The sequence below is a fragment of the Roseofilum sp. KMC-1 genome (assembly GCF_057802075.1).
Window position 1 is genome coordinate 614,828 of record NZ_CM173605.1, and the last position, 26,231, is coordinate 641,058.

At 46.2% G+C, this 26,231-nt stretch carries 21 protein-coding genes; 12 read left to right on the plus strand and 9 right to left on the minus strand.

What is annotated here, in order from left to right:
- Window positions 1-91 precede the first annotated feature (91 nt).
- The 12 genes from lpdA (at window position 92) to AC3FZD_RS03085 (ending at window position 12,895) form a co-directional block, all read left to right on the plus strand.
- Window positions 92-1,516 carry a dihydrolipoyl dehydrogenase gene (gene lpdA / locus AC3FZD_RS03030; protein ID WP_488738708.1) on the plus strand — a complete coding sequence of 475 codons (1,425 nt, stop codon included), beginning with the start codon at window positions 92-94 and terminating at the stop codon, window positions 1,514-1,516.
- Window positions 1,517-1,704: 188 nt separating this feature from the next.
- Window positions 1,705-4,779 (plus strand): ATP-binding protein, encoded by a 3,075-nt coding sequence (locus tag AC3FZD_RS03035; protein WP_488738709.1) that lies wholly within the window; start codon window positions 1,705-1,707, stop codon window positions 4,777-4,779.
- A gap of 70 nt (window positions 4,780-4,849) precedes the next feature.
- Window positions 4,850-5,749 (plus strand): indole-3-glycerol phosphate synthase TrpC, encoded by a 900-nt coding sequence (gene trpC, locus AC3FZD_RS03040; RefSeq protein ID WP_488738710.1) that lies wholly within the window; start codon window positions 4,850-4,852, stop codon window positions 5,747-5,749.
- A gap of 131 nt (window positions 5,750-5,880) precedes the next feature.
- The gene (locus tag AC3FZD_RS03045; RefSeq protein WP_488738711.1) at window positions 5,881-6,450 is read left to right on the plus strand and encodes a hypothetical protein; all 570 of its coding nucleotides are present in this window, start codon (window positions 5,881-5,883) and stop codon (window positions 6,448-6,450) included.
- Window positions 6,451-6,565: 115 nt separating this feature from the next.
- Window positions 6,566-7,147 (plus strand): RICIN domain-containing protein, encoded by a 582-nt coding sequence (locus tag AC3FZD_RS03050; RefSeq protein WP_488738712.1) that lies wholly within the window; start codon window positions 6,566-6,568, stop codon window positions 7,145-7,147.
- A gap of 122 nt (window positions 7,148-7,269) precedes the next feature.
- Entirely contained in the window at window positions 7,270-7,467 is a 198-nt protein-coding gene (locus AC3FZD_RS03055) for a hypothetical protein (RefSeq protein ID WP_488738713.1), read from the plus strand.
- A 216-nt stretch (window positions 7,468-7,683) separates the two neighbouring features.
- Window positions 7,684-8,100 carry an element excision factor XisH family protein gene (locus AC3FZD_RS03060; RefSeq protein ID WP_488738714.1) on the plus strand — a complete coding sequence of 139 codons (417 nt, stop codon included), beginning with the start codon at window positions 7,684-7,686 and terminating at the stop codon, window positions 8,098-8,100.
- The gene (locus AC3FZD_RS03065) at window positions 8,088-8,420 is read left to right on the plus strand and encodes a XisI protein (protein ID WP_488738715.1); all 333 of its coding nucleotides are present in this window, start codon (window positions 8,088-8,090) and stop codon (window positions 8,418-8,420) included. The genes AC3FZD_RS03060 and AC3FZD_RS03065 overlap by 13 nt, the downstream gene beginning before the upstream one ends.
- 3 nt (window positions 8,421-8,423) lie before the next feature.
- Window positions 8,424-11,915 carry a DEAD/DEAH box helicase family protein gene (locus tag AC3FZD_RS03070; protein WP_488738716.1) on the plus strand — a complete coding sequence of 1,164 codons (3,492 nt, stop codon included), beginning with the start codon at window positions 8,424-8,426 and terminating at the stop codon, window positions 11,913-11,915.
- Between the two features lie 145 nt (window positions 11,916-12,060).
- Window positions 12,061-12,300 (plus strand): DUF5340 domain-containing protein, encoded by a 240-nt coding sequence (locus AC3FZD_RS03075; protein WP_488738717.1) that lies wholly within the window; start codon window positions 12,061-12,063, stop codon window positions 12,298-12,300.
- A 134-nt stretch (window positions 12,301-12,434) separates the two neighbouring features.
- Window positions 12,435-12,632, plus strand: coding sequence for a hypothetical protein (locus AC3FZD_RS03080; protein WP_488738718.1), 198 nt, complete (start codon window positions 12,435-12,437; stop codon window positions 12,630-12,632).
- Between the two features lie 32 nt (window positions 12,633-12,664).
- Complete coding sequence (locus tag AC3FZD_RS03085; protein ID WP_488738719.1) at window positions 12,665-12,895, plus strand: DUF7219 family protein; 231 nt, start codon at window positions 12,665-12,667, stop codon at window positions 12,893-12,895.
- A 187-nt stretch (window positions 12,896-13,082) separates the two neighbouring features.
- Here AC3FZD_RS03085 and AC3FZD_RS03090 read toward each other — a convergent pair whose 3' ends face one another.
- The 9 genes from AC3FZD_RS03090 to ycf46 all read right to left on the minus strand — a co-directional run bounded on the left by AC3FZD_RS03090 (window position 13,083) and on the right by ycf46 (window position 26,130).
- A complete protein-coding gene (locus AC3FZD_RS03090) occupies window positions 13,083-14,963 on the minus strand; it encodes a sensor histidine kinase (RefSeq protein WP_488738720.1) in 1,881 nt (626 codons plus the stop codon).
- A gap of 58 nt (window positions 14,964-15,021) precedes the next feature.
- Window positions 15,022-16,512, minus strand: a complete 1,491-nt coding sequence (glcD, locus tag AC3FZD_RS03095; RefSeq protein ID WP_488740257.1) for a glycolate oxidase subunit GlcD — start codon at window positions 16,510-16,512, stop codon at window positions 15,022-15,024.
- A 78-nt stretch (window positions 16,513-16,590) separates the two neighbouring features.
- A complete protein-coding gene (locus AC3FZD_RS03100; protein ID WP_488738721.1) occupies window positions 16,591-17,445 on the minus strand; it encodes a 3'(2'),5'-bisphosphate nucleotidase CysQ family protein in 855 nt (284 codons plus the stop codon).
- A gap of 392 nt (window positions 17,446-17,837) precedes the next feature.
- On the minus strand, window positions 17,838-18,812 hold the full coding sequence (locus tag AC3FZD_RS03105) for a vWA domain-containing protein (RefSeq protein ID WP_488738722.1): 975 nt from the start codon (window positions 18,810-18,812) through the stop codon (window positions 17,838-17,840).
- A 183-nt stretch (window positions 18,813-18,995) separates the two neighbouring features.
- A complete protein-coding gene (locus tag AC3FZD_RS03110; RefSeq protein ID WP_488738723.1) occupies window positions 18,996-19,289 on the minus strand; it encodes a hypothetical protein in 294 nt (97 codons plus the stop codon).
- A gap of 186 nt (window positions 19,290-19,475) precedes the next feature.
- Window positions 19,476-23,321: a S8 family serine peptidase gene (locus tag AC3FZD_RS03115; protein ID WP_488738724.1), complete on the minus strand. Its 3,846-nt coding sequence runs from the start codon at window positions 23,319-23,321 to the stop codon at window positions 19,476-19,478.
- A gap of 243 nt (window positions 23,322-23,564) precedes the next feature.
- Window positions 23,565-24,050 (minus strand): Uma2 family endonuclease, encoded by a 486-nt coding sequence (locus AC3FZD_RS03120; protein ID WP_488738725.1) that lies wholly within the window; start codon window positions 24,048-24,050, stop codon window positions 23,565-23,567.
- 65 nt (window positions 24,051-24,115) lie between these two features.
- Window positions 24,116-24,469, minus strand: a complete 354-nt coding sequence (locus tag AC3FZD_RS03125) for a DUF1257 domain-containing protein (RefSeq protein WP_271944967.1) — start codon at window positions 24,467-24,469, stop codon at window positions 24,116-24,118.
- Window positions 24,470-24,624: 155 nt separating this feature from the next.
- Window positions 24,625-26,130 (minus strand): stress-responsive protein Ycf46, encoded by a 1,506-nt coding sequence (gene ycf46, locus AC3FZD_RS03130; RefSeq protein ID WP_488740258.1) that lies wholly within the window; start codon window positions 26,128-26,130, stop codon window positions 24,625-24,627.
- Window positions 26,131-26,231 lie beyond the last annotated feature (101 nt).

Genomic DNA, 26,231 nt, shown 5'->3' on the forward strand with positions numbered 1-26,231 from the left:
TCTGTTATAACTCACTCCATCGTCTGAACCCCGAACCGTTGTAAAATCTAAGGTCAAACGAGTTAGTGAATTACAGAAGCTGGAGGGAAAGATGAGCGAGTTTGATTACGATTTGATCGTTATTGGTGCTGGAGTCGGGGGACATGGGGCAGCTCTCCATGCTGTGAGTTGTGGGCTAAAAACGGCGATTGTGGAAACAGCAGAGATGGGAGGAACCTGTGTGAACCGGGGATGCATTCCTTCTAAGGCTCTGTTGGCGGCTTCTGGACGGGTGCGAGAGTTGCAGGATGCAGATCATTTGAAGGATTTGGGGATTCAAGTGGGAGGTGTGAGTTTTGAGCGTCAGGCGATCGCCGATCATGCTAATAATTTAGTCGATAAAATCCAATCTGACCTCACCAATAGTCTGAAACGCCTGAATGTGGATATTCTGCGCGGTTGGGGTAAGGTGGCTGCTCCTCAAAAGGTGACGGTGGAAAATGAGGGAGATTTGAAGACGTTTACGGCTAAGGATATTATTTTGGCTCCGGGTTCGATTCCCTTTGTGCCTCCAGGGATTCAAATTGATGGTAAAACGGTGTTTACGAGCGACCATTCGGTGCGTCTAGAGTCTCTCCCCCCCTGGATTGCGGTGATTGGTAGCGGCTATATTGGTTTAGAGTTTACGGATGTTTATACGGCGCTAGGTTGCGAGGTGACGCTGATTGAGGCGTTGGATAAGTTGATGCCGACGTTCGATCCGGATATTGCCAAACAAGCGCAACGGGTTTTGATTGCTCCTCGTGATATTGAAACTCGTGTGGGGATGTTGGCGATGAAAATTACGCCGGGATCTCCGGTGGTGATTGAGTTGGCGGATGCGAAAACGAAGGAAATTAAAGAGGTTTTAGAAGTTGATGCTTGTTTGGTGGCAACGGGGCGCATTCCTACGGCGAAGAATATGGGTTTAGAGTCGGTGGGGGTAGAGTTGGATCGGCGCGGTTTTATTCCGGTTGATGATACGATGGCGGTGTTGTCAGGGGAAGAAAAAGTTCCCCATCTTTGGGCGATTGGGGATGCGACGGGTAAGATGATGTTGGCCCATGCGGCTTCGGCTCAAGGTATTGTGGCGGTGGAAAATATGTGTGGTCGTCCGCGCACTATGGATTATCGCTCGATTCCGGCGGCGGCGTTTACTCATCCAGAGATTAGTTATGTGGGGTTGAGTGAGCCGCAAGCGAAGGAACTGGGAGCAACGGAAGGGTTTGAAGTGGCTACAGTACGGTCTTATTTTAAGGGGAATTCTAAGGCGATCGCCGAAGGAGAGACCGAAGGTATGGCTAAGGTCATCTACCGTAAGGATAATGGGGAAGTTCTCGGTGTTCATATTATCGGCCCCCATGCGGCAGATTTGATCCATGAAGCATCGGCGGCGATCGCCAAACGGGAATCTGTCCACACCCTCGCCCATTTAGTCCATACCCATCCTACCCTCTCCGAAGTTCTGGATGAAGCTTACAAACGGGCGATCGGTTAAAGTTTAGTGAATTTGATTAACAGTGAGACATGAGTGTAGGGGCGAAAAATTTTTCGCCCCTACTTCAACTCTATAAAAAGTATATTACAGTACATTATACCAGGCTCTATTACGCCATAATCAAGACTTAACCTATACTCATTAAACTAAAAGCGATCGCAAGTCCTCCAGTTATACAGGAGGTAAATATGAAATTCAATTTGCGCTTAGTTTTAATTGTTCCCTTTATCCTACAAATTTCTGCGGTAGTGGGATTAATAGGATGGCTATCGTTACGCAATGGCCAAAAAACCGTAGAAAATTTAGTCACTCAGTTACAGCAAGAAACTGGCGATCGCATTCAACAACACCTGAAGAGTTATTTACACACTCCTTATTTAGTCAATCAAAATATTTTGGATGCCATAGAGTTAGGTTACCTGGATCTAGATAATCCTCGCAGCATGGAACCCTATTTCTTAAAGCAAATGCATCTCTTTCCTAATGTCGGGTATATCCAAGCTGGCAATGAAGAAGGCGAATTTTATGGACTAGAACGGCTGGATGAAGGGGGCTTTAATGTAGAAATTACCGATGGTTTAACCGGTTATGATATGCACACTTATGCAACCGACGATCGCGGGAACCTAACCCAAAAATTATTGCGTGTTAGCCCAGACTACAATCCCCGTCATCGTCCTTGGTATCTGCCTCCAGCCACTCAAAACAACTCAACTTGGAGTGATATTTATACTTACGTCAGCCATCCTCGTTTAGCCCTAACCATTGGAACCCCCATTTATGATCAAGAGAATCAATTTAAGGGAGTCATTGGTACAGATCTGATTTTATTGGATATTAATAAATTTCTCAGTCAATTGAAAATCGGTCAGTCTGGACAGGCTTTTATTTTAGAACGATCTGGACTTTTAGTCGCTACTTCAACTGAAGAAAAACCCTTTATTACTCCTCCTGGAGAACAGCAGTTACAGCGACTGATTGCTACAGAGAGTCAAGATATACTCACTCAACAAACCACTGACTTTATTATTCGACGTTTTGGTGATTTATCTAAAATTTATCAAGAAGAACAACTAAGCTTCAAAATTGAAGAGATCAAACAGTTTTTAGAGGTACTTCCCTACCAAGATCAATGGGGATTAGATTGGTTAATTGTGATTGTAGTCCCAGAGTCAGATTTTATGGCCCAAATCCATGCCAATACCCACACAACTATTTGGCTTTGTCTGGCTGCATTAGGATTTGCAACCCTGTCAGGAATTTATACATCCCGTTGGATTTCACAACCCATTTTACATCTAGTCGAATCGTCAAAAGCTATGGCTAAAGGCGATTTATCTCAACAAGTTAAGGGTGGAAAAATTGCCGAATTAAACACTTTATCCCAAACCTTTAATCAAATGGCTGTTCAATTAAAAGAAGCTTTTGATAGCCTAGAGCAACGAGTACAAGAGAGGACAGAAGCCTTACGCTTAAGTCAAGAACGGTTAGAATTGGTGAATGAAAGTGTGAATGACGGAATTTGGGATTGGCATATTGCCTTAAATAAGGTTTATTTTTCGCCTCGTTGGAAAAAGATGTTAGGGTATGAAGAGTCTGAAATCACTAATAATTTTTCTTCCTGGGAAAACTTAGTGCATCCAGAGGATTTACAGGAGACAAAAAAAGCCATTCAAGACCATTTAGAGGGAAGAATAGAAACATTTAATGTGGAATTTCGGATGCACCATAAACAGGGTCATGATGTTTGGATTTTATCCCGTGCTAAAGTCGTAGAACGAGACAGCATCGGTCAACCTCTGCGAATGGTGGGTTCTCATACCGATATTAGCGATCGCAAACAGGCTGAACTCGAATTACAGAGGGCTAAGGAAATAGCCGATCTCGCGAACCAAGCGAAAAGTGAATTTTTGGCCAATATGAGCCATGAATTACGCACTCCCCTTAATGGTATCCTCGGTTACGCTCAGATTATGCATCGCAGCCAAGATCTCAATCAACATCGTAAGGGAGTAGATGTAATCGAACAAGCAGGTTCCCATCTGTTAACCCTGATTAATGATATCCTTGATTTGGCTAAAATTGAAGCCCGGAAAATGGAATTATTCCCCAAATATTTACATTTTCCCTCCTTTTTAGTGGGCGTTTCAGAAATTGCACGAGTGCGAGCAGAAAATAAAGGAATTACGCTCCAGTTTCGAGCAGATGAAAGCTTGCCAACAGGCGTTAAAGCTGATGAAAAACGTTTGCGACAATTGTTGCTAAATCTGTTAGGAAATGGGATTAAATTTACAGATCGAGGCAGTGTAATATTTGCGATTACTAGGGAAAAAGGAACAGCGTCTAATTCCGCCAAGATTCGCTTTACTATCCAAGATACAGGTGTGGGAATGACCCCAGAACAAATGGCAAAAATATTTTTACCCTTTGAGCAAGTGGGATCAACTTCTCGGCGCTCAGAAGGAACGGGTTTAGGGTTAGCCATTTGTCATCAAATTGCTCAAATGATGGGTAGTGAAATTCAGGTGAAAAGTACCTTGGGAATGGGGACTACCTTCTGGTTTGAGGTGGATTTTCCCATTTCCTCAGAATGGGTAAGCTCTGCGGCTCATTTATCAGAAGGGAAAATTATCGGATATACGGGAGAAGCCAAAACAATTCTTGTTGTTGACGATCATGAAGTGAATCGCATGGTGGTTTCGGAAGTCTTAACGCCATTAGGGTTTAAGATAGTGGAAGCTTCTAATGGACGAGAAGGATTAGAACAGGTAGAACAGGAACAACCGGATTTGGTGATTACTGATATTGTGATGCCAGAGATGGATGGATATGTCTTTGCAAGGAGTGTTCGAGAGTCTTATTCCCAAGCGTTGCCGATTATCGCTGCTAGTGCCAGTGTATCACTGGCCGATCAAAGTTTGGCGATCGCGGCAGGCTGTAATGATTTTCTGGAGAAACCGGTAGATATGGAAAAAATCTTCACTGTATTACAGAAGTATCTCCATCTACAATGGATTTATGAACAACCAATACTAGAAAATTTGGCTAATCCAGAGAACTTGATGATCTTTCCAAAAGCTGAAGAATTAGAGAACATCTATCAGGCGGTAAAAATTGGAGATATAGAAGTGATAGAAGCAGAAGCGCAACGACTGAAAACTGCCCAACCCCAGTATGCTACATTTAGCGATCGCCTACTCGCCTTAGCCATGAACTTTGATGAGAATGGAATCGTTAAATTGCTCGAATGCCGAGAAACTTAGACCCCTTGACAAGGCTCCTAGGATCTGTGCAACACTATGGGTTTATGGTCTTTTTTCTTTAATCCTCTCCATGCAAATTCGTCGTCGTCCCCCTAGTCCCACCTTTTCCATCAGCCACCTGCAATATCAAGTGAGCGTACCCGGTAGTGAACCCCGCAATATTCTGGAAAAAATTGTCTGGCATAAGGAAACTGAAGTACAAGCAGAACGGGAAAAGGTGTCTTTAAGCGACTTGAAACGACGCATCGAAAGCGTTGCTCCAGCTCAAGATTTTCTCGCTGCACTGCGTCAGGGAAAAACTCAACCAGCAGTCATTGCAGAAGTTAAAAAAGCATCACCCTCGAAAGGCGTGATCCGGGAAAACTTTGATCCAGTGGCGATCGCCCAATCCTATCAACAAGGAGGAGCCAGTTGTTTATCCGTATTAACAGACCCCAAATTTTTCCAAGGCAGCTTTGAAAATTTAGCCAAAGTTCGCGCTACCGTTGACTTACCCCTACTGTGCAAAGAATTTATTATTTATCCCTACCAAATCTATCAAGCGAGAGTACATGGAGCCGATGCCGTCTTGTTGATTGCCGCCATCCTCTCTGACCAAGACCTAAAATACTTTAGCAAAATTATTCACAGCCTAGGCATGACAGCCTTAATAGAAGTTCATTCTTTGGAAGAACTTGACCGGGTATTAGCCTTAGACTCCGTACAACTGATTGGCGTTAATAACCGCAACTTAGAAGATTTTACCGTAGACTTAAAAACAACAGAAACCCTCTATAATGCTCGCCGCCAACAACTGCAAAATCGCGATATTCTCCTGGTCAGTGAATCCGGACTTCATACCCCTGCTGATTTGCAATATGTCGCCTCCGTAGGCGCTCAAGCCGTCCTCATTGGAGAATCATTAGTCAAACAAGACAACCCAGCAGAGGCGATCGCCGCCCTCTTTCCAGACCTCTCGATCCAAAAATAAGATCGCGCTCAAAGCCTGATTTTGCCCATGCCGCCCTTATCTCCCCCGCTAACCTGGGGTAAAGTATCCTCAAGTCGTTGAGTCATCATGACTTCGGCGTACTTTTCCAAACAATCTCCAAAATAGAGTGTATGACTAATAAATTTAATTCATTTACACTGTTCTACCCTCAAAATCAAACATTCATTTGTGGGGAGTCCCATTTGCCAGAATGCCTAATGATTGTAGATGGTGCTTACAGAGCTTTTCAAATGCCACTTTCATGGTTGGTTGGCATAACCTTCATTCCATTTATTTTAGTTCCGGGATTTATTGAATTGGCAAGGGTAATAAACATCTGGGGTTTACCTCAGATTGCTAGACTAATCCAATTTTCTGGATTTGCAATTGGCGGTTTAGCAGCACTAAATTTGCTTTCAGTTTTCTTCAATCCTGTTCTGTTCAAATGGATTGAAAGACTATGGGCAAAACACAGAGCCTCTGACATCATTGAACATGGAGGTGAGGTAGTTGATGGTTGGGTCTTTAGCGTGAAACAAGACTCTGATCAAGATTGGTGTATTGAGTTTAAGATATCCCAAGAATCAAATACTAATGTATACAGTATTATAATGCCTTCCTTGCCCGATCACCTGTCTAATTTAGAACATGGCTCGATCTTGAAAGTCCTCAGATATAAAAACTATTTATATATTTTGTGATTTTCTCCATGAGCAATTCAAATCTATGGGTTAATCGTATGACCATAAGTGAAACTGTATGTTAAACTTTTCCTATTGTATTTGGGATTAAGTTGAAGCCCAAAGGAAATCCTTCATGAAATTGACTACTAAATTGTTATCCAGTTCAGTTATCACGCTTCTGGGTGTCTTATCTTTTCTAGTTCTTGACAAGAAGCCTAGCGACGCACAAAGTTCTGGAAGTTTTATCAATAACTCGCTATCTGGCAAATGTATTGACGTGGCAGGTGCGCCAGGTCGAAGTAATGGTGCAGTACTGCAACTATGGGACTGCGAACTCTCTGGAACCAATCCGGACAACAACTCTACAACTGATCAAAAATGGACATTCACACGAGATGGTTTTATTAGAAATTCCTTATCTGGCAAATGTATTGATGTAGCAGGTGCGCCAGGTCGAAGTAATGGTGCAGTACTGCAACTATGGGACTGCGAACTCTCTGGAACCAATGTTGATAATGGTTCAACAACAGATCAGAAATGGACAGTGACAGACAGTGGATTTATCAGAAATTCCTTATCTGGCAAATGTATTGATGTGGCAGGTGCGCCAGGTCGAAGTAATGGTGCAGTACTGCAACTATGGGACTGCGAACTCTCTGGAACCAATCCGGATAACAACTCTGCAACCGATCAGCAATGGAGCTTTACAAACTAAAAGTAAGGTGATCGCACCATAACAATTCAAATGCAGCGGACGGTTGAAAGCTATTGGGGTTGAGTTCAGTGTTATCTGCCGCCGGTGAGCTTGGTCGTTAGTTTGCAAAAGTGTTCTATCTTATGGAGATCGCCCATGACACTAACCGGGACGCTTACTTGCGATCCTTGGGGTTACGGACTGTGCGTATTCCTGCCCAAGAAGTCATCGCCAACCTAGACCGTAGACATCAAACTTACCCAATTCCTGCCCTCCCTCGCCGAAGTCCCCACCAAAGAACTGGAAGCCATCCGAGAACGCGCCATCAAAAGTGGCTTTGACTTTATCGACTTCTGGGCAGTAGATTTCAACTGGCAACCGGGCAAGCCTTTCTTTCACGACTGGCAAGACTATCGGACACGAAAAGATCGATCGCTCAAAACCATCAGCGATGCGGGCTACACCTATCCGAAACCCGGCAAATACACCGCCTGTGTTAAAGTTGTCGATACCTTCGGCTGTGATACATCCATTACAGTAGAAGTGGAGGTGTAGTTATGCCAGCCAAGGACATCTATCACGACTGGGTGAAAGAAGCACTCACCCAAGCAGGCTGGGTTGTTTCCCATGATCCACTCTCCTTCCGTATTGGCAAAATTGGTATCCACGTTGACTTGGGTCTAGAAAACTTGATTGGGGCTGAAAAGGAGCAGCAAAAAATAGCCGTTGAAATCAAAGGATTTATCAATGCTTCCAAAATTACAGACTTTTACGCAGCTTTTGGGCAATACCTCTGCTACAAAATTGCCCTCGCCCGTGAAGACCCCGATCGCACGCTTTATCTGGCAGTCCCTACGCCCATCTACAACACTTTTTTTAGAGAGGTTCTGATCCAAGACGTTTTGAACGAATATCCCGCGAAATTGCTCATCTACAACTTATCAAACCAGGAGATTCAATCATGGATAGGCTAAATCACTATCGTCAATGTATTCGTGATTTTCTCAATCATTATTCTCAGCTTTGGCAAGAAAACGGCGTTGAAAATCAAATCATTTTTGATTCAGAAAACGATCATTACCTGCTTCTCAAAGCAGGTTGGGTTGGCGATCAAAGAATTTACTATCCGATGTTCCATTTTGACATTAAGGACAACAAAATCTGGGTTCAAGAAAATACAACAGACGTTGAACTGGACAAAGACCTTGAGGAAATGGGCATCTCCAAAAAAGAAATTGTGGTGGGCTTCCACCATCCTCTAATGCGCGAACATTCTGATTATGCAACTGCCTAACCCATGACCTCAACCCCTCTCAATCCCAGCATTCTCGAACCCCTGTTTGCCCCCTGGCAAGAACCCAACGCCCATCGCATCCGGGCAGAAAAATCTGGCGATCCGGCTGTGGTGAAACAGGGACGTAGAGCCTCCCCAATTGAGGTAGTGAATAACCTACGGGCAGCCGTGCGAGAGTGGCGAGAAGCCTTTTACATCGGAGCCAGCGACACCACGATTCAACTGCTCAATCACTGGTTTAACCGCGCCCATCGCAAAATCACGCCGGATGAGAAAGAATTTGAGTTTCGGTACTACTTCTGCCAGCGAGAGGCAGTGGAAACCCTGATTTATCTCAAGGAAGTACGGCGGATTGAGTGCTTGTCGCAAATCATCGCCGAATTTGGTGGCACGAATGCAGAATTGCAGGCATTGGGCATCACGGAAGATGAAGATGCCTGGAGCCGCTACGCTTTCAAACTGGCCACCGGGGCAGGCAAAACCAAGGTGATGAGCCTGTGCATCGTCTGGAGCTATTTCCACGCTTTGCGGGAATCCGACTCCGAAATGGCACGGCATTTTGTGGTGATCGCTCCTAACCTCACCGTGTATGAGCGCCTCAAAGACGACTTTGGCAATGGGCGTGTGTTTGACGAAGACCCCCTCATTCCCCCGGAATGGCGCGGTGACTGGAATTTATCGGTGGTGCTGCAAGATGAAGCCAGTGGAGCCGCTACGGGCGGCACACTCTACCTCACCAATATTCATCGCCTCTACAACACTGCCAAACGCAAAAAGAATGCTGAGGACGATAATTATGCCTGGATGGGGCCAGTGGTGTCCAAAACCAGAGCATTGGATACCGGAGCCGCCCTGCGGGATAGAATCACCGCCCACCGCCGCGTCATGGTGTTGAACGACGAAGCCCACCACGTCTGGGACTCTGGCTCTGCCTGGAACGAAGCGATCCGAAGTTTGCACGAAACCATCCTGTCTCGGAGCGGTTGCAAACTGGTGGCACAACTGGATTTCTCTGCCACACCCAAAGACAACAAGGGATTGCTATTTAAACATATCGTTTGCGATACGCCTCTAGGGGAAGCGGTCGATGCCGGGATTGTCAAAACCCCGTTGATTGGGCAAGCCAGCCGCAAGCTAGTGGAGCAAGCCGACGACAACGCCGCCTATCGCTGGGAACAGCATTTACTTTTAGGCTACGAGCGCTGGAAAGCCAGCCGAGATGAGTGGCAAGCCAGTGGCAAAAAGCCCCTATTGTTCATCATGTGCGATGACACCGAAGCCGCCAATCAAATCACCCAACGCTTCAACACCGATCCGTTATTCGAGCAACTCAACGGTAAAACCATCAACCTGCACACCAACCTCAAAGGCAAGCTGAAGAAGGTGGGACGCGGCAAAGAGGCGCGGTATGAATTCGTGGAAGACGAAAAAGCCATCAGCGATGACGACCTGAAGGCATTGCGAAAACTCAGCCGCGAACTGGATAGTAACGCCAGTCCCTATTTCTGCATTGTCTCGGTGCTGATGCTGCGGGAAGGCTGGGACGTGCGAAACGTGACAACGATCGTGCCTTTGCGTCCCTACAGTTCTAAAGCCAACATTCTGCCCGAACAAACCCTAGGACGGGGCTTGCGCCGCATGACTCCCCCCGGTCAAGCCAATGAACTGGTGACGGTTATCGAACATCCCGCCTTTACCAGTTTATATGCTCAGGAATTGGCGCAGGAAGGACTGCCGATTGAAATTGTAGAACTCGATCGCGTTCCCGTCACGACCATTTCGATCTTCCCCGATGAAGTTCACAAAGATGTGAATGCCCTGAATATCCAGATCCCCACCCTGTCCGCTGGTTTTCGGATTGTGCCCAAGCTGGAAGGCTTGACGATTCAGGATGTGAAAAAAGCGTTTAAGCCCTACCAACCCTTACCATTAGGCAAACAGGGCGATCGTGAAATTCAATACGAAGGGCGACACCTGTTTACGGATGAAGTGGTGGAGAAACTGCAACTCAATCTACCGCTACTGGCATCAGGCATTGGCGCGGTTTCCTACTATGTCAAACAACTGGAAACCATTTGCAAACTGCGGGGACTGCATCCCATCCTCGCTCCCCTAATTCAGACCTTCCTAGAAGCAATCCTATTTGAGCAGAAAACTACTCTGTTTGATCCGGCTCTAGTGGCTCGGTTAGCCGATTCTGATGTGGGGGAACACCTACGGGCGGTATTTGTCCCCCTGATTCGCAGCCGCACCACCACTACCGAAGAACGAGCGATCGTTGAACCATCCAAGTCTCTCAATGCCTGGAAACCCTTTCAAGTCACCCTGAGCGAACGCCGTCCCGCTCTGGAAGCAGAAAAGACTCTATTTAACCTGGTGACGTGCAATCGTGAATTAGAAGTGGCCGTGGCCAAGTTCTGCGATCGCGCCCCCGATGTGGCTGCCTTTGCCAAAAATGCCGGATCACAGTGCTTGCGGGTGGACTATCTAGCCAATGGCGATCGCCTTGCCTTCTATACTCCCGATTTCTTTGTCCGCACGATTGATGGTCACTACTACCTGATCGAAACCAAAGGACGGGAAGATCGGGATGTACCATTGAAGGCAAAAGCGGCGATCGCCTGGTGTGAAGCTGCTTCTAGCCCTCATCCCCTAACCCCTTCTCCCAGAACGGGAGAAGGGGGACAAGAGGCTGTTTCTCCCCTCTCCCAACTTGGGAGAGGGGCTGGGGGTGAGGGCATTCAATGGCACTATCTCTACGTTCCCCAAGGCGTATTTGAACGCATGGCAGGCGATACCGTTGCCGAACTTGCCCGCGCCTGTGCCCCCGCTCTGCAAAACCTGCTCCAATCTGAGGAGTTTCAAGACTTGCCGCTGTTTGTAAATTTGGGGCAAGTGGATGAAGAAGCCTCCCCTGTGGATAGCCTGATCGATCCAGCGATTCTCAATGCGTTGCCGTCTCGCTATCGCCGTGCTGCCGATCAAGCGGTGATGCTCTATCGCTTCTTTGAAAATAAAGCAGGGATGAATTATGCTCCCGTTTTTACCTCCCTTCTGGGTTCGATCGATGAAGTGGCGAAAGGCTTTCTAGTGCGGCGACTACAACCAGAGATGCCCGTCACTGTAGAGGAACAAAAAGCTTGGTTTGCTCCCTATCTGGGCGGCGTAGACCGTAAATCAGAGGACTATTACCGCAAACTGGCACAAAATCTGAAACGGACGTTAGTGTTCAATAATGGCTTGTCGCTGATTGGCTTGCTGCGATCGTGTTTAGACTATGCTCTCAATGACACCACAACAATTGGTGGTGTGTTTGAAGTCTTACAAACTCAGTTGCGGTTTCAGGGTGGACGCAAAGTTCTAGAAACTGTCACCCGCATCAACGACTTTCGGAACACCTACATTGCCCACCAGGAACAAGAGTTAACCGATAAAAACCGGGCTGAACAAGAACTCAAGATCTGGATCGAGACGTTGTATATGATTGGAAAGTAAGCGAAATGTACTTATATAACGTGGAATTGTAAACATATGGCATTGGTAGATCGGTTGGGTGCGCCACTAACATCAACTACAATAACCAATAGGTTTGGGCATTCTTCCCAATTACATCAACCCCTTTCCCTCAATCAACTCAACTATGCAGCCTATCCCGGTTCCCTCTCATGTTCACTATGAACTACTCCTCCAACTCTTAGAGCGTCAAACTTGGGTAGCCGTTGAAGGCCAATCTGTTCAGCGAGAACAAGTTCACCAACTCATTGCCACCTTGCGTAAAGCCCTCGCCCAACAGCGTCAACTCGAACAAAGTTGCGAACGCTCCAACTTCCCCGTAGAGTATCGTTGGTCTTTAAACGAGGATAGCCCAAAAAACCGCTAAACTCTAGTCATCGGTAATAGGTTATGGCTTACTTCTTGCTCCTGACCCATTGTGATCCGGATCGGCCTTCTTATCAGTGATTAGGTTAAAATGAGGTTAAGGGGTCAATCATTGTCAAACTCAACCGTCCATCCATGTTAAAACCAGGAACTTTAGTGCAGGTTCTCTATCCAGATTATGCAGCCGGTGCATTAGGATATCTCAAAGCCGAAGAAGACAAAGGACGGTGGATTGTGCAACTGATTCAAAATCCCATAGAAGACCCCGATGAACCTCTGCTGTTATCTCTAGAAGAATCAGAATTTGAAGTGATCGATCCCCAACCTCCATAAAAAACATTGATTCATACCCCTAAAGGAGTCTAATGATGAAAGAACAATTTTTATATCCCCGGAGTCCCTACCATGGCAAACTCACCCCAGATCGTCTGCTGTTTAATGCCAATTTGCAAGAATTTGCCCAAAAAGTAAGCATCATCAGCGCCTTAGAAACCAATGGGAAAATCACCCCTCTTGAATCCTACCACCGCGTCAAAAACTTGTGGGAAGAATTCAACCATATCCGTCAAGGATTAGATATTAAAGACTCAGCTTAAGTCTGTTTCTATTGTTTCTTATTTCCCCTAAAACAGGATTGGTTAACCAATGAAATACTGGTATTATGGGAACCGGATATCTACAGCATATCCGGTTTTCTCATACAGAAATTTCCGCTTTTATGAGGTACAGTCGATTCGGTTAAGATCAGATACAACATATGATTGTTTCATGGTTGCATCGAATTCACGATATCTCACCATAAGGTAACTGAAGATAAAACTCACTGCCTTGATTTAAGGTCGAATGATAATCCAAAACCCCTTTATGCTTATTCACGACAATTTGATAACTGGTGGCCAAACCTAGTCCTGTACCTTTCCCGACTACCTTAGTTGTAAAAAATGGGTCAAAAATTCGATCTCGAATCGCTTCAGGAATCCCCGTTCCATTATCTTTGATTCCCACTTCAATGCAACCTGGTTTTAGCACACGAGTAGCGATCTCAATTTGGGGTTGCTCCAGACTTTTCTCCGACCATTTACCCTGTTGAGAGGCTTCATCTATAGCATCAATAGCATTACTCAAAATATTAAGAAAAACTTGATTTAAAAGACCAGGATAGCATTCAAATAAAGGTAAATTTGCATAATTACGAATAACTTTAATTTCTTGACAATTCGAGTTTAAATATAATCGACTAGCCAGAATACTCAGAGTCAAGTCTAAATGCTCATTGAGACTAATCGGTTTACGACCTTCTTCATCTAAACTCGAAAATGTCCGTAATCCTTTAACTAATTGTCGCACTCGCTCAGTCCCCGACTGCATAGAATTCAATAATTTGTGCAGATCGGATTCTAAAAATTCCCAATCCGTTTCCTCTAACTTTTGGGTGATTTCTTCAGGGGGATTAGGCACATAATCTTGATAGGCTTTAATCAACTCTGTTAAGTCATTAAAATATTGGCGGGCGTAAACTAAATTGCCATGAATAAAGTTAACAGGATTATTAAATTCGTGGGCAACTCCAGCAACTAACTGACCCAGAGAGGACATTTTTTCCGTTTGTATTAACTGGGCTTGCGTGCGTTGTAGTTCCCCTAATGCTTCAGTTAATTCACGCGCTGTTTGATCCGATCTTTCTTTAGCTTGACGCAGATATTTTTGTTCCCAATCTTGCGCTCTCCAGACTACAAATAGCATTAGGAGAACTAAACAGAAGATCATTAATGCCAGAATGTTTAAAGGTCGCAGATCTTGGTCAATATTCTGGCGAGGGATGACTAAAGCAATAGAAAAATTCGCTTCTTCGAGGGGAACATAGGCAAGATAGTAATCTTGACCTAACCAACGGACTAAACCTATTCCCTGTTGGCCGTTAATCATGTGTTCTGCTAACTGCCTTAACACTGGATCTTTACTATTGAGTAAGGAGGTAGGCTCATTGGATTCAAATTGAAATATTTCTAGATCGCGAGGTACAAGGGGAACCCCCTGGGAATCAAGCATAAATCCATAACTTCCCGGCCCATAAGATAACTGGTCGATCACTTGTACTAAACGTTCGAGTGGCACAGGGGCAGCGATCGCCCCTTTGGGCTGATTATCTAAGGGGGCATCCGGAGTAATAGGAGCAGCAATCACAATCTGCGATAAACCTGTAGAGCGTGAAATCAGAGGATCGGAGACATTCACCTCTCCTTCCATCGCTCGCTGCCAGTACAGGCGATCTTTGGCATCACCACTCTTGCCTTCACTGGTATAATATCTTCCTTGACTATCCAGAAAGACGATGATATTGAACGGGTCAATTCTTTGGGCTTCTTGGATGAAATAAGGCTGAATTTGCTGCCAATCTAATGAACGAGTGGTGGGACTATTGGCGATCGTTTCGGCTTCAGTCTTGCGCTTGCCAATCCATTGATCGACCGCTTGCACCCCATCTTTTACATCTTGCAGGGCGTTATTCTGAAGTTTCTTGAGCAGAGCATTATAGGCTTTGTAATAAGTGTAATAACCAACAATGCCAGAACTCACTATGGTCATGCCGACGATCGCCGAAATGAAAATACGATGTTTACTCAATGCAGATAATTGCATCTTAGAGCGGATCAGTTGCCACATAGCAAGAATCGCCAGCGATAAAGGTTAAGGGAGGAGTACCCATAGATTGATTGTAGACTTAAAATAAATCTACTCCTGTATTCTCATTCACTAATTTTGCTTGCACTTGAGCGGCTTCTCCACAACTCTTAGGTGTAGGAAACAACTTACCGGGATTAGCTAACCCTTGGGGATTGAACACCGATCTTACCCATTGCATCGTTTCCAAATCTATCGGGGTAAACATCCGATCCATATAACAGAGTTTATCCGCTCCAATCCCATGCTCTCCAGAAATACTGCCCCCAACTTTTACGCAGATTTTCAAAATTTCTCCCCCTAATTTCTCCACTGTTTCTAAAGAGCCGGGAATCGAGTTATCATAGAGTAACAAGGGATGAAGATTCCCATCTCCCGCATGAAACACATTGGCCACGGGATAGCCATATTTTTTGCTCAGTTTCTCAATTTCTCTTAATACATAGGGGAGTTGAGTCCGGGGGATCACCCCATCTTGGACATAATAATTGGGTTTAATCTTGCCCACAGCCGCAAACGCTGCTTTACGACCTTTCCATAATCGTAAACGCTCTTCTGGATCGGTGGCAGTCTTGATATCTCTAGCTCCATTTTGGCGGCAAATTTGGGCAATGCGCTGGGCATTTTCCGCTACTTCTACTTCTAGTCCATCCACTTCGACTAAGAGAATGGCAACAGCATCTCTAGGATAACAATTGGTGGCGACTACATCTTCAACGGCGTTAATACTAAAATTATCCATCATTTCCATACCGGCCGGCACAATGCCCGCACTAACGATATCGGAAACGGCAGCACCGGCGGCTTCTACACTGGTAAAATCAGCCAACAAAACTTGAATGGCTTCAGCTTGTTTAATAATCCGCAATCGAATTTCTGTAGCAATCCCTAGGGTTCCTTCTGAACCCACAAATAATCCCGTCAGGTCATATCCGGGCATTTCTAGGACTTCTCCGCCCACATCAACAATTGAGCCATCGGGAAGGACGAGTTTTAAGCCTAAAACATGGTTGGTGGTGACTCCATACTTAAAACAATGAACGCCGCCTGAGTTTTCCGCCACATTACCACCAATGGAGCAAATAATTTGACTGGAGGGATCGGGGGCATAATAGAACCCTGCACCGCTTACGGCTTGGGTGACCCAGTTATTAATGACAGCCGGTTGGACAATGACCTGTTGGTTTTCCAGGTCAATATCGAGGATCTGGCGCATAAAGGCGGTGGAAATCAAGACCCCATTTTCGACGGGGAGAGCGCCACCAGAGAGTCCTGTTCCTGCACCCCGCGCTACCCAGGGCAGTTGGTAGCGATCGCATAATTTAACCGTTTCTGCCACTTCTTGGGTATTCCGTGGCAGTAACACCAATTTGGGCCGCACCCGATAACTGGTTAAGCCATCACATTCATAGGTGAGCAGTTCTTCCTTGCGCTGGATAACCCCTTTCCGGCCAAGGACTTGTTCAAAGTCTCGAATAATACGTTTCCAATCGGAGGTCGTGCGGTCGGTTTGGGGCGGAGAACTGAGCATGGCGATCGGGGAAAAAGAGGTGACTCTTTCTACTTTACGCAAGATCTCCATCATTGGCCAAGATCGAGAGTCCAGAGATTAACTTTGAATGGAATACACGGCTTTCTGTAATCCGGGTAAGAGGGAATCAATATAGTCTGGCCAACCAATAACGATCATTTGCTCGTGGGCTAGGGTATCTGGATGAATGGCATTGGGACTAAACTCCAGAGGTTGGCCATCGAGATCGCAACAAATTAATCCGGCTTTGTGAGCTAAGGCGATCGGGCCGACGGTATCCCAGAGTTTCACCCGACGATTAAAATAGAAATACAAACCGACCCGGCCAAAAATCACCTCTAACACCTTCAAGCCAAAACTCCCTAAAGAATTAAACTGAATTTGGGGAATAAATCGAGTTATAGCTTGGCCATAGGTTTTGCGGTCTTGATAGCCAATTTGCACGGGACAGAATGACCGAGAAGGAGGGGCAGGCATTTGGGGAATGATGGCTTTGGGCAGTTCTTGACCCCGGATTTCAAACAACCCCCAATCCTGGCCGCCATAATATAATCTTGCCCGTGCGGGGGAATAAATCCAACCGGCGATCGGTTGATAATCCCGCAGCAGTCCCACCATTACGGCATAATCTTGACGGCCATTGACTAAGCTTTCTGTACCATCTAAGGGGTCAATACACCATAACTGTTCATATCCTTGATGGAATAAACCCCTGGATTGCTCATTTTCCTCCGTAATAATGCCATCTTGGGGAAACATGCCCCCAAAAACTTGAGACAGTTTCCGGTCTAAATAGCGATCGACATTGGTGACATAATCGCCCGGCCCTTTTTGATCCACCTCAAAAGACTGGCTGAGTAACTCAATTTGTTGACCACACTCTTGTAAGACCTGAGTAATTTTAGGATTAAACTCAGAGGCAATCCGATCCATAGCTTTCTCGACATAAAAAAACGGGGTAACCAGCATTAGGTTAACCCGTTAACTTGGAAACGCGCTAGAGAAACTACTTTTGTAGAACAAGTTCCCGGACTGACCAGTAAAGATCTCTTCAAGCTGGATAATCATCAGGAGAGAGTAGAAGTAGGTCAAGAAGGCGATCGCCTCAGGGATAGGTGGAATTACAGCGTTTCGCGCCCTCTGTGGGGGAATGGGGGAATGGGGGGAGTGAACAACAGACTCAATCTAGCTTTGAGCAAGCGGACATGAATGAGCTATTCTGGCTATCTTTAAAAACCGCCATTTATGTACCGCACAGAGCCAGGAAACTGCTGTATCGCCCCCAACCCCGGCATTATACACCCGAGGGCATCGCGCATTTTTTCTCAACTGCCAGTGGATTCTAGGGAGTTTTGTTGCCGTTTGCGTTTTATCTGCATTTTGTTGGCAATAAAAGCACTAAACATCAATCCACCTAATCCTAATACAGACGAAGGTTCGGGGATTTGAGTTTGTTGGAGGGCTTCTGTGGCTTTAATTTCCACAAAAGCTGCACTAAAAGATTTAGCTGTAGTTCCCCCAGAACGAAGCAGATTTAAATCCCAAGCTGCCCCACTAATAGTAGAGTCTCCCGTCGCCCAAGCTAAATCGACGTAATCCCGTTTAGTCGTGCCAAAACTCGAACTAGAAATCAGAGTTGATTGTGTTGTCGTAAACCCTCCATTTCTATCACCAAAAAAAGTATTGCCATTGACATCAGCACCAATAGCAAATTCACCGTTATTTCCTATCATGCGATGGTTAACAACAACGTTGAGCAATGCATTTTTATCTTGCAAGGCGATCAAAGTATTGTCAAAATTCAGGGCAGAATTACCATTATCCCGGTCTTCATCCGTGACTAAGACAAAATTGACCGCAGCTCCTTGGCGGAAGGAGTAGTTATTTAAGGCATAGTGAATCGCCGAATAGCCATCTTCAAAACCACCATTGGTAACCAGAGAGTGAGTTGCATCTTGAAACTGAGCAGCACTGCCAAATAAGCCACCTCCCACAGGAATACCACGACCTAACCATGATGAAGACCAGCCATTACCAAAACCCACTAAACCATAGCGATTTTGCTGAGATCTTGTACCAACCCCTTTAGCTTGCAAAGCGGTTTCTAAATTTCCAATGGTTTGTCCGAGCCAACTATGTTCACCAGACATGGAACCGGACTCATCAACGATAAACACGAAGTCAGCAAATTTGGCAGCGAAAGCAGAGGGAGCGATCGCCATTATCAACGCTAATGCCCCAACAATAGACCCTAACGCATTTAGGTACAGCAGATTCAGGTGGTGAGAAAACATTTTCATCGGTTTATCCTCGTAATACTAGATACAGAATTGAGTAGAAGCCATAGAAGCCTCTATAGGGTTCTCAGTTTTTAGGGGGTATTTTTATGCCAAACTCCTTGTTTTGTAATAAAAGTTCATACTCGATCGAATTGCTGTAGGGGCGAGGGGCCCCTCGCCCCTACAGGTGATGCTGAATTGCAACTACGGAGAACCGCCAGCCGCTTGCTGTTGTCTCAACACTTGTAACTCCTGCTGTACCGTCGCAATACGCTGTTGCAACAGAGCAATTTGTGCTTGGTTATTCCCCACTTGAGGTTGTCCCTGCTGCCGAACCGCATCCCGCATTTGGGCTGCCGTATTCGCCGCTTGTTGCATCGCATTACGATTCGCTTCCGCTTGGGGACTATGAATCCATCCATAAACCGGGACTTGTCGCCAACCCGTTCGCCAGCGTTTCCCAGATTTATACTGATAGGATTGCCATTGATAGCCCACTAATCCCCAAGTGCGGATTTGGCCATTCCAGTAATTGGCTTGACTCTGGTACTGTTGTCGCAGACCTTCGTAATGGTTAGCCAGCGTATTGATCTGATTCGTTTGTGCTGTTAAGCTCTGGATCGTCCATTGAAGTTGCTGGATTTCCGATTCTTTCGCAGCAATTTGATGGGCCAGCGTCGTCAGTCACGTGAACCGAGGCTCGTATTCTGGAGGAATACCCCCCGGATTCAGCATGAAACTCACCATTAAACTGCGCTGGTTATTATTCAAGTTCTGACTGCCCAAGGTATTCAGAACTTTAATCACTTGCTGACCTTCCGCACTATTATCAAACAGAGGACGACCATAGGGACTCCTAACTCCGTTGAGCATCACCGGTTGCAGTACGTTTTTCTGGTCAGTTGTCAAGCTATTCCAAGCAGCTTTAACGGTAGCCGGAACAAAAGGATTTCCTGATTCTGAGCCATCAAAGAAAGTTCTCTCATCACCTGAAGCACCCTTAAGAAAGTAACCACTAAGCTGGTCTCGCTGATCTTGAGTCAAACCACTGATGGTTTCTAGTAAAGGAATAATTCTATCTGGGTCGCTGCCATCAAACAGAGGTGTAAACTTAGGATCGATCCCATTTTTCAGGGCCGGGCCGATGTCGTTTTGTTGGGCAGGAGTCAGCAGTTTCCAAGCTGCCTCTAGATCCAAAATTTGCTGGGGAATCGGAGCAGGGCCGGGAGTAGGAGTAGGAGCAGGTTGCTGACTCTTATTCTTAAACCACAACACTGCACCCCCAATGGCCGCGCCAACCAGAGCAATACCGCCCAAAACCACACCAATCTTGCCTAAAATGGGCAAGCAGAGGAATTTAGGAATCAGCGTCTTAGTGATAAAGTTGCCCACTTTTTGCAGAATGGGAACCGCTTTGGCGATGAAACTGCTAACCTTCTGGACAACACTCACCACTGTCTTGATCACAGGAACAATGACATTTTTGACAAAGCCAACGACTTTGCTGACAGTCTTCTTAACCCAATTCCAGGCTTTCTTGAAGAAGGCTGGGCGTTCTCCAGCGTAGCTCGAACCATTGAGAGTTTCCAGAGTCGAGAGAAGCTCTGTATCCTCAAAAGTATAGGCCTTGCCTTGAGTCAACAATCCAGCTTGCACTGCCAGCCCCAAATTGAGCAAACCCGCTCCCGTTTCGCTATCCCAACCGGGAGTGTGCAAATCGATCGCCGTTTCCTTAAGAATCGCCTTAACTTGAGCCGCATTCAAATCAGGATTTGCCGCCCAAACTTGCGATGCTGCCCCCGTCACTTTCGCTGTGGCAATGGAAGTTCCCAAAATAGCCGGTTGCCCCAATTCTGTATCCCCGCCATCCGCATCTTCCAGGGAAGCCAAAACTTGAGCCAACATTTTTTGGGTAGCAGCCAAAGCTTTATTTTCTTCCTCTGGAGATAAGAGACGATTTCCCCTGTCCCCAGAATTATCCAGGTCAAGAGTAACCGTTTCCCCTGTCCCCAGATTCTCACCACTGAAGTTCTCACTCAACAAGGGCAGAATACTTGTTTCACCGCCAGTAGTGTTTGTAGCCGGTTCTGGAACAGAAACAACAGGAGTGGGACTAGCGGTAGGATTAGTAGCCGCCCCATTCTCTGGCACAGGAGCAACCGCAGGCACAGTGCTGGTATTCTCCACCCCAGAATTTTCCGACTGCTGCATCAGAACCCGAACTAACTCCACCTCCTCTTCAGTTAAGCCAGCAAAGACATCCACTTCAGGATTGCTCGTCAGGGTAGTCGGATCATCCGGTCTCGCTCCATAGGCAAGAATATCCAAACCCTTACCATAGCTGGAATAGTCCGCCCGTTCTGCGGCTTCATCGGCTGCACCAACGGTAATAATGTTGTCGAAAGTCTCAGACGCTTGTCCGAGGGCAGACATGACGGCTTCCCCTTGGTTCCCGGCTGCGGCCACAATTAAGACATTGTTATCGCGAGCATATTTCAGGGCTTCAATTTCCCTTTCGGTAAATTCCGTGCGCGTGGTAATAGAGCCATCGGGGTTTTCTTGGGTTAAATCAAAGCTGAGGTTAACGACAGCGTTAGGTTGCTCGGATGCTTTGGCTGCATCGACAAATTCCACCAGAGAATCGGCCCATTTACCAGAACCCACGGCACGCCCTAACCATAAGGGAGCATCATCGTTAACGCCGTCAATACCGACGCTGTTATTTTGAGTTGCCGCAATGACTTCTAAGACTTTTGTCCCGTGGTCATCTCCTTCCCCTTCGGCTAATAAGGGATTATCGTCGCCATCAATGTAATCCGTACCCAGGGTAATCCGAGTGTCGTCAATGTCGGGGTTGATTTCGGCAAATCCGGTGTCGATGACTCCCACGAGGGGTTGGTTTTTTGAGTCGAATTCAAATTTACCCGCCAGAGCATCAACATCCGCAAACTTATCGTTGGTTAGGTCAGCAAAAGCGGCTTCGAGTTCCCCATTGAGTTTAGCAATGAGGTCATCTTGTTCCTGTTCCGTGGGTGCGTCAGCCGATGGGTTGTCATTAACGATATCGGGGTTAGCGGTAATTTCGGCTAACTCGTCCTGCAACTGGCTGAGAACTTCTTCGAGTTCGGGAACGAGTTCGGTGTTGATTTCATCGGTGATGGTTTCAACTGCGGGTTGAAGCACAGGATCGAGAATTGGATTATCCTCGGTAACATAATCGAGAATCTCTTGCCCTAACTCGGTTTCCCGCCAGTCGTTGTCTGCATCAATGACATCATCGAGATCCACCGCATCGCCCGTTGCACCCTTGATGCGGAAAATAATGTCATTGTAATCATAGTCACTCTTGCCATCCATGCGGATATCTTCCATCACAAACGTATTGCCATCGCCGGTAACATCGGCAATTTGTCCTACATGGAAGCCATCATCAGGATTAGCGGTAGACAGAGAGAATAAGGGACGACCGGAACCACCGATACTGGGATTATCAAAGACTTGTTGTACAGTTTTGTTGGGAACAAGCATGATGCCAAAGGTATCCCCAGGGCGCATCTGCACGGTTTTCACGCCAGAAAATTCCCCTTGATTCCAGTTCTTTTCGCCCATAGCGCCCTCGAATTTCGCGCCTTCTGTTTTGTCAGAAATGACGATATGACCCATCTCAGAGTCACTCAGGGCACGCTCTGCGGCAGTTTGGATAAACTGATCTGAGTCTAAATCCTCCATGCCTTCTAAGCTGAAGAAGGCGACTTCTCCCTGATATTTTCCGCCGTCAAAGAGGTACTCGATTTCAATTTTGCCAGTTTCGCCAACGGTGAAGATGCCTGTCGGGGCTGACGATTGCTCTTGGGTAACCAGATCGACGGGTGCTTCGTCTAAGGCTTCAATGTCCTCATTGGCGATCGCCTCTTGAGAGTCCGCAGAAACAACTTCATCGGAGTTATCGGCGATCGCCCCATCCGTGACTAAACCGGTATCTTCTGAGGCTTCAACGACCTCATCTGCCTGATCGGCAAGGGTGAGAGCCTCACCCGTAGTGTCATCCCCTTCAATCTCCGGATCGGCCTTATCGAGGGTGAGTTCAGCATTTGGCTCGTCGCTTAAGGCTTGCGCGACTACGCTCTCTGAAGAACCATCAATTTCTGATTCAATGTCTTCTGCGGTAGGAGAGAAAGACCCTTCACCCTGACTTTCAGTAATAAACTCAATCTCTTCAATTTCTGCATCTGAAATCAGATTATCTGTTGTTTCAGGCGTTTCTACCGTCTCTACTTCGTCTGGAGCCACAATAGACTCATCACTCGCAGTGGTATCCGGTTGTGTATCATCAACGTCTGGTGCATCATCAACTTCTGGCGCATCTGCATCAGGAACCTCGAAATCGTCCATCGGAAGGGGATCGGGTGTTTCGTCGAATCCATCCACGATGCCACTGGGGGTAAGGATGGGTTCGAGAATAAAGGTTTGAGAGTTCTGGGGTTTAGTGGTTTTGGGCGATGGTTTATCAAACCAGTTGATTAAAAACATGAGTTAATCCTCAGCAATGCACAAGGGATAATTGAGCAGAAGTAACGAAGGCTTCTATCACTTCCTTGGGTTTTCGAGGGCGATTTTATGCAAAATCGAGATTTTTGTAATAAAACTTTATAATTGCCCAAAAAAGCGCCCACACAAGTCAAACCCCCAATTCCTTTTGAATCAGGGGTTTTAGTCTAATTTTGCTCATCCATTAAGTTGTGAAGGTTTCCAAGCTATAAGCGATACAGTAACTTACCTCACTGATAAAACTTGATTCGCACTTAAGCTCAAATTAGTAAAAATACTTGATTGTATAACCTCATCTCCGTGAAAGATGGCTTCATCATAAAAACCGGAAACTAGAGTAAAAATTGTAACTTTTGCCCCCATGGGATCGACGACCCAATATTCCTGAACTCCTAATACTGCATATTCTGACCGCTTCTGTTGATAATCAGTTGTTTGAGTCGAAGGAATCACCACTTCTACGACCAAAATAGGGGGAGGTTCATCTAATTCAATCACTGCTTCTCGGTTGGCTAAGTCTTCCCACTGTTCTAGGGGTAAGACCGTTACATCTGGAATGCGCGAGGTATCCCATCTTCCCCCACGAGGAGAACGAACTCCCACGGCAAACCGTTGTGCTGTCCAATTCTGTCCGATTCTACGACTTTCATCATCAAAAACCCGTTCTAAAAATTTTGCGATCGCCCCATGGTTTCCAGTCCCTAAGCCCAAGGGTATAAAAAAACGGGGTAACCTAATGCTGGTTAACCCGTTAACTTGGAAACGCGCTAGAGAAACTACTTTTGTACGACCAATTTCACGTTCGCGTTTTGCAGACCAGGACGCTTGACTTCGCTGAGGGTCTTGTTGACTGCATATTTTTGATTGATGGAGTTGATCAACTCGGTCTGGTTGTGCTTCTTAGCCACACCCCAGAGGTCAGCGATCAGGTCGAAAGAACCATCCGCATTGCGAGACCAGCCGAGGTCATACTCCCCTTCGAGAACAGCAACAATATCAGCACGAACCTGTTGGCCGTTGTATCCGCGCACATTAGCTTCACTCTTAACAGAGATGCCCAGGTCACGTAAGGAAGACTTGAGGATTTCAGCGTCGGTGATTTTGGTACGCAGGGTGCTAAAATGAGACATTTGAGATTTCCTCCTAAGAAAACGGTGTTTGAGAGAAACGACAACTTATGGATTGAAACTATGCCTTCGATCGTTGATGGCGATCGCCGACGTTGGATGAACTAGCGAGGGATACGCTAGTCTTTCCTCCTGTTGGGAGCAGGAGAGAAAGTCTGTTAGAACTCCAGTCGCTGATACTCAGCAACCGAAGCAGCCGCAGGTCTAGCCCGTTGTCTGGCCCAATCTCTCAGGGCCGTTACCTGTTCTTGCATCGTCTTAGACAGGGGCAACGTGGCTTTAACGGCAGCAATGATGTCCAGTTGGGTAAACTCCCGATCCTGGGCAAAGGCTTCATACATCGCTGCAATCAGGGCCTGCTCAATTTCAGCTCCAGAAAAACCATCGCAGACCTTCGAGAGTTGCTCGATATCGAAGCGGGAAATATCTCGACGGCGTTTTTCTAGGTGAATCGTGAAAATATCTTTACGCTCTTGTTCATTGGGTAAGTCAACGAAGAAGATTTCATCAAACCGACCTTTACGCAAGAATTCGCCCGGTAAGCGCTCTACACGGTTAGCTGTTGCCATCACAAATACTGGAGAGGTTTTTTCTTGCATCCAGGTGAGGAAAGAGCCGAAGATCCGGCTAGAGGTTCCGCCATCAGAATCAGCAGAACCGGTTCCTCCTGCAAAGGCTTTGTCGAGTTCATCAATGAACAAGATAGCGGGGGAAATCGACTCAGCCGTTTTTAGGGCATTTCGGAGGTTCGCTTCTGAACGACCGACCATAGAACCATCGTAGACTCGACCCATATCTAAGCGCAGTAGGGGGAGTCCCCAGAGGCGAGAGGTGGTTTTGGCAATTAAGGATTTTCCACAGCCTGGAACCCCTAAAATGAGCATTCCTTTGGGTTGGGGTAATCCGTATTGCCGAGCGCGTTCAGTAAATGCATTAGAGCGCTGTTTAAGCCATGCTTTGAGTTCCTCTAAGCCCCCGACTGCATCAAGAGTTTCGTCTTCTTCAATGTATTCTAAAATACCATTACGGCGAATTAACTGTTTTTTCTCAGATAGAACGATCTCTACCTCAGATTCCGTTAATCGACCGGCTGTCACTTGAGCTTTGCGATAAACCTTTTCCGCTTCATCTAGGGTTAAGCCTAGGGCAGCTTTCAGGAGTTTTTCTCGCACATTGGTCTTAATCCGATTGGAACCGAGTTGGGTAGATAAGACTTGATTGAGAGCCTCCAGATCTGGGAGGGCAAAGTCAAGGACAATCACTTCTTTTTCCAGTTCAATGGGAATTTCTTGCACAGGAGACATTAAGATAATGGTCTTCTGGGTTCCCTTAAAGTTGGCGATCGCATCGCGTAACCACCGCACGATTGTTGCTGAATTATAGAAGGGATGCAAGTCCTTAAATATATAGATCGCGCCTTCTTTGGGAGGTTGGCGAATTACCCATTCAATCGCCGCTTCCGGTGACAACGTATTGTGCTGGGTTACGCTGCGAGGTTCTCCGTACTCAACCATTCCACGGGTTACTGTCCAAACGTAGAGTCGTTTTGGAGACTTGCCTTGTGCAAGATTTGCTATCGATTGCTCTGCCCTCTCTTCCTCAGAGGTTACGAGGTAGATTAGGGGATATTGAGCTTTAATCAGAATACTAAGCTGCTCTCGCATAGCCATCGACCTACTTGCAACAGTGGGAATACCGGTTGCGGCTAGACTAACCTGACCGAGACTAAACTCATAAACCAAGGTTTGGATATTTAGCTTAAAAT